Annotated in this window: 5 protein-coding genes, 1 tRNA gene, 2 pseudogenes and 1 riboswitch; of the genes and pseudogenes, 4 read left to right on the forward strand and 4 right to left on the reverse strand. The window is 34.4% G+C overall.

The genetic code is table 11. From position 1 onward, the window contains the following. Nucleotides 1–123: IS3 family transposase (locus GZA11_RS15975; RefSeq protein ID WP_163182820.1), on the forward strand; the 123-nt coding region annotated here is incomplete at its 5' end. Nucleotides 124–359: 236 nt separating this feature from the next. Here GZA11_RS15975 and clpP read toward each other — a convergent pair. Further along, nucleotides 360–953, reverse strand: a complete 594-nt coding sequence (clpP, locus tag GZA11_RS15980; protein WP_038537295.1) for an ATP-dependent Clp endopeptidase proteolytic subunit ClpP — start codon at nt 951–953, stop codon at nt 360–362. 203 nt (nt 954–1156) lie between these two features. On the opposite strand from clpP, the gene GZA11_RS15985 reads away from it, so the two are divergent. Together GZA11_RS15985 and istB are read left to right on the forward strand one after the other, a co-directional pair. After that, a tRNA-Arg gene (locus GZA11_RS15985) sits at nt 1157–1228 on the forward strand. Between the two features lie 376 nt (nt 1229–1604). Then, nucleotides 1605–2329: pseudogene (istB, locus tag GZA11_RS15990) on the forward strand (IS21-like element helper ATPase IstB). Between the two features lie 141 nt (nt 2330–2470). Here the strand turns inward: istB and GZA11_RS15995 are convergent. The 3 genes and pseudogenes from GZA11_RS15995 to GZA11_RS16005 form a co-directional block, all read right to left on the reverse strand. Beyond that, nucleotides 2471–2734, reverse strand: coding sequence for a hypothetical protein (locus tag GZA11_RS15995; RefSeq protein ID WP_038537293.1), 264 nt, complete (start codon nt 2732–2734; stop codon nt 2471–2473). A 24-nt stretch (nt 2735–2758) separates the two neighbouring features. Then, nucleotides 2759–3016 (reverse strand): hypothetical protein, encoded by a 258-nt coding sequence (locus GZA11_RS16000; protein WP_051968206.1) that lies wholly within the window; start codon nt 3014–3016, stop codon nt 2759–2761. 466 nt (nt 3017–3482) lie between these two features. Then, a pseudogene (locus GZA11_RS16005) lies at nt 3483–3581 on the reverse strand (IS3 family transposase); the annotation flags it as partial. A 269-nt stretch (nt 3582–3850) separates the two neighbouring features. Next, nucleotides 3851–4005, forward strand: a riboswitch (cyclic di-AMP (ydaO/yuaA leader). Nucleotides 4006–4023: 18 nt separating this feature from the next. Here GZA11_RS16005 and GZA11_RS16010 point away from each other — a divergent pair. Then, a complete protein-coding gene (locus GZA11_RS16010) occupies nt 4024–4728 on the forward strand; it encodes a potassium channel family protein (protein WP_374718144.1) in 705 nt (234 codons plus the stop codon). The last annotated feature ends 330 nt before the right edge of the window (nt 4729–5058 follow it).

Below are 5058 nucleotides of genomic sequence, written 5' to 3' on the forward strand. Positions count from 1 at the left end.
GAAGAATTGAAAAAGAAAATCGAAAAATATATCGATTATTATAACAATGTGCGAATAAAACAAAAACTGGCTGGTATGAGTCCAGTTGAATATCGAATTCATACCAGCCAATTAATTGCATAATGAAAAACTCTAACTTTAAGGGGTCACTACCGCAATGGACCCTTTTTTATTGGTCAGGCACTTCGATTTCCAGGGAGATCTGAGGAGCCTCTCCTAACGCTTTTCCCGCTCAAACTCTCTCCAGAGTCTTCTGTCTTTTTCTCTCATCCACTCTTACAAAATCAATCAAGTTCTTACTTAGCCACTAAGAAAAAAGCAACCGGTTTTTCCGGTTGCTTTCTTTAAATAGGGAAATCTTATTTTTCAATTTGATTGCGAGTAACAATATGATCGATTAAACCATATTCTTTAGCTCTTTCGGCTGTCATGAAATTATCGCGGTCAGTATCTCTTTGAATTACTTCGATTGGCTGGCCAGTACGCTCGGATAAAATACCATTTAATTTTTCACGAAGGAAAAGAATACGCTTTGCGGCAATCTCAATTTCTGTTGCCTGACCTTGAGCACCACCAAGTGGCTGATGGATCATGACTTCAGAGTTAGGTAGAGCATAGCGCTTTCCTTTTTGCCCAGCAGCGAGTAAGAATGCACCCATTGACGCAGCCATTCCGATACAAACCGTTGAAACGTCTGGTTTAATATATTGCATTGTATCATAAATAGCCATACCAGCTGTAATGCTACCACCTGGGCTATTGATGTAAAGAGTAATATCTTTTTCAGGGTTTTCTGCTTCAAGGAAAAGCAATTGAGCAACAATGCTGTTGGCAACATGGTCATCAATCGCGCTTCCAAGCATAATGATTCGGTCTTTTAGCAGGCGGGAATAAATGTCATAGGCACGTTCACCACGATTGGTTTGTTCAATGACTGTAGGAATCAAATTCATTTTTTTTCCTCCTTTGAGTGGAAATGTAAAACTTATGTATTGTTATCATACACTAATGGTCAATAAAGGTCAAACAATTCACCTTGATTTTTGTTCGACAACTTTCCATCCATCAGCATAACCAAATCACACCATTTTAAAACCAACATGCCTATTGCATATTTTGCGAAATCATATTATAATATGTAAGTCGTTAATATTTTGCCCTCGTGGTGTAACGGATAGCACGCAAGATTCCGGTTCTTGAAATGTGGGTTCGATTCCTGCCGAGGGCGTAAAATCGTTGATAAATAAAGGTTTTTTCGAGTATTGACGGATGAAGTGTCCGACTTTTGTCCGAATACCTCGAAAAACCTTTATTTTTATTTTATTGTATTTTCTCTAGCCAGCTTCGCATGAACGCATTTACTTTCTCATTGTTTAATTGTTCTGAACGCTTAGACAGGTGTCCATAGGTATTTAACAAAATTGATTTATCTGTATCTCCAAGACGAGCTCCAATATAATTGATATCCGATATACTGGTTAAACATGATATGAAGAGAATTAATGAAGAATTTTATGATCTAATTTCAGGGGAAAGTGAAAATCCTTTCGGATTAGACTGGTCTGAATATGATTCTTTAGCTCCTTTAGGAGGGGGTGATAATCATGAATGACTCTATCCGCTCAATTTGTAAATCTCTGCGATTGGCTTATGTGTCGGATATTTACGAAAACATTCAATTTAATTCTCCATCAGAATATTTGGAAGTACTATTTAAGGAAGAAATTCGTTTACGTGAGAAAGCAAAAGTACAACGCTTAATTAAAAATGCTAAATTTCTAGATTCAAAGAGTTTAAGTAATTACGAATGGACAGAAAGAATTCGCTTCTCAGCACAAATTGATAAAGAAGGATTAATGAGTCTTGAGTTTATCAAGAAGAAGCAAAATGTAGTGTTAATTGGGGCACCTGGGACTGGGAAGTCCTATTTAGCTACAGGATTAGGAAGAAAAGCATGTAAGATGGGTTATGCGGTGAAATTTTTCCGTGTTTCCCTTCTCACTAAACAGTTAGAACAAGCATTTAGACAAGGAAAATTGCCTTCATATAGAAAAAATTCGAAAAAGTAGATTTAATAATTTTGGATGAAATAGGCTATCTTCCATTTAGTAAAGAGAGTTCAGAACTATTATTCCAACTGATTGCCGATTGGTATGAACAGAAAAGTTTAATCATTACGTCAAATTTAGAGTTTAGTCAATGGAATCGATTTTTTTTTGATTCACGACTTACAGGAGCCCTTGTAGATCGATTAATACACCACGCTTACGTATTAACATTCAATGGTGGAAGTTATCGCTTATCTAATGCATTATCAAAGGCTAAATAGCCTGACAAACTAGGGTGGCAAAACTCTGCAATTTTTCTTGCAAAATACAGTATCTGGTAATTTGAAGTCTTGAATCATTGTAAAATAGAGTCATTTTCTTGAATTTTTTATTATCGATCTCCACATCATGTAGCAGTAGTCCTAAGTCAAAAGGTATTCATTTATGGCTACTGTGTCCGTCTCATATATTGGTTTTGCAACAAAGCGACCAACCAGTTGCTGTTTCTTAAAAACATGCCTTTTACACTCACTCGCTTCTAAACGTTCTTTCATCGAAGAAGTGAGAATTTTTATTTTCTTTTCTGCTTGTTTTAATTGAGGGTATTTTCCACTCTCAATAAATTGTTTGATCATTTGTGCTGCGATTGATGAATAATCCTTTTTATTTGATTTAGTATTTTTCATTAGATAAACCTTCCCATAATTTTTTTATGCAATTTCAATTTCTGAATTTGATAACGAAAAAAGGTCGTATTTATCCGGCATAAGTTCTTCTCGGATTAAATCGACCTTTTTAGATAATCCACCATTTTTAGTTTTTGGTTTTTTTTTGCTACGAAGTTGTATGGTCACAGTATTTTGTACAACCACAACAAAACAATTATCTTTAGTAAACAACCCCCTTGGATCTACCATTTTATATGAAGATTTTTTTCGTAAATCTTTTATCCAATCTTCGTATTTCATCCTGGAGTCCTCCAGTAAATACTCGATGCCTGTTATAATGCCACCAATAGCACCCATCGACAGATCGAATAAAAAACAACAACCTTCAATACTACCATCAAAATAAATCCTATAGGGGTAGTGTCAGGAAAATGCAGATTTACAACGTTAAGGAAATTATAATATTAAAAAGTCCAATTTCTCAGTATTAAAATTGAGAAATTGGACTTTTTCCGTTACTCTAGAAAAGCGCGCAATAGTTGAAGAGGTAGGATTAACCAATTAAGAGGTATTATCATCATTTATTAAACTTCAAAATCAGCAAAGAACAAAGTATCTTTGTACTACCATGAAAATAACCAATTTCATTCACTGTGGTTTATAGTTGTTTTTGCGATACATCGATGACTGTGCAATAACTATAAACAAAAGAAGAGAAAGTTGATATAAAGTGATGCCCACGTCAAGGACAAATTAAAAAAAGAGATTAAGCAGTTAAGAGATGGTTTCTGTATTGTACAGGAGCCATCCTTTTTAAATTCCATTGGTAACGATAATTATTGTAGTAAACCATGTAATGATCAATTCATGATCAATTCTTTTTCGTAACTCCTTCAGTGTTTTGACTGTTTCTGGCAATTAACTGATGTATGTTTTGGTAGTATGTTTATTAATCTTTATGAATCATTACTAAATGGTAAATCTGCATACACACTAATATTTATTCATATTTGTGAAACGCCGCTTACTGCATTAACGGGACAGGTTATATTTAAGAACTATTTTTTAATCCTTAAAAAATATATATTGACACTTTCCTTTCTACGGAGTAATTTAAATTTATCATTTTAATACTAAACCTTTGTGCTGAATCATTATTGAACGGGGGAACCATTACTGATAAACTTTTATGTTTATCTTGGGGTGAATCTTAACATATTAAGGTTAAGAAGGGATGCTCTCAATCCCTAATCCGACAGCTAACTCCGTAAGCGGTATTGAGAGAAGGGTTAATAAATTTATTGACCATTCTTATTAGGAATGGTCTTTTTCTGTATGCTATTAGAAAGGAATGTTCATATGAGCAATATGCAGTTTTTGGATTAGGACGATTCGGTGGGAGTTTGGTTAAAGAGTTTTCTGAATTAGGTGCTGAAGTATTAGCAGTCGATAAAGACCAAGAAAAGGTAAATGAATATTCTCAATATGCAACACAAGCTATACATGCAAACACTATTGATGAGGGAGTTCTAAGGTCAATGGGGATAAGGAATTTTGACCACGTTTTTGTATCGTTTGGTGATAACATCGAGGCTAGTATCCTTACATCTTTAATGCTAAAAGAGCTAGGAATACCTAAAGTATGGGCGAAAGCCCAAAATAATTATCATAGTAAAGTATTGGAAAAGGTTGGGGTTGACCGAGTTATCCATCCAGAAAGAGATATGGCGATAAGTATTGCAAACCATATTGTATCTGACAAAATCATTGATTTTTTTGAGTTGTCACAGGATTACAGTATGGTTGAAATTATTGCCTCTAATAAAGTACATAACAAAACAATCTTAGAATTAGACGTAAGAGCTAAATATGGATGTCATATTGTTGGAATTCAACAAGGGGAGGAAATTAAAGTTGCCCCTGCTGCCGAAGATACTATACAAAAGGGTGATATTCTTATTGTTATGGGTCATAATAGCGACATAAACAGATTTGAAGAAGAAGGTATTTAGCTTTTACAATAAGATTTCACAAAATTGTTAGGGGATTTTAAATGATGAAGAGATTGAAAAAATTAGGTTCAATTGAAGTTTCAAGGCAATGGGTAAAAATAAACCCTGCCCAGACGTAAAATGTACCCTATAAGATGGACACTTTGAAAAAAGTCCTTCTTGTAGGGTACTTTTGTTTATAATGAGAAAAAAGATGTTGGAGCGGAACTAGAATGACGAAGAGACTATTAACGAAAAAAGAACAAGAACTACTAAAGAAGAATCCTTATGTAAAATCAGTTAGCGATAAGGCGATTACCTATACAGACGAATTTAAGCGTCATTTTATTG

The sequence above is a fragment of the Neobacillus sedimentimangrovi genome, from assembly GCF_010614825.1.
Taxonomy (GTDB): domain Bacteria; phylum Bacillota; class Bacilli; order Bacillales; family Cytobacillaceae; genus Neobacillus; species Neobacillus thermocopriae.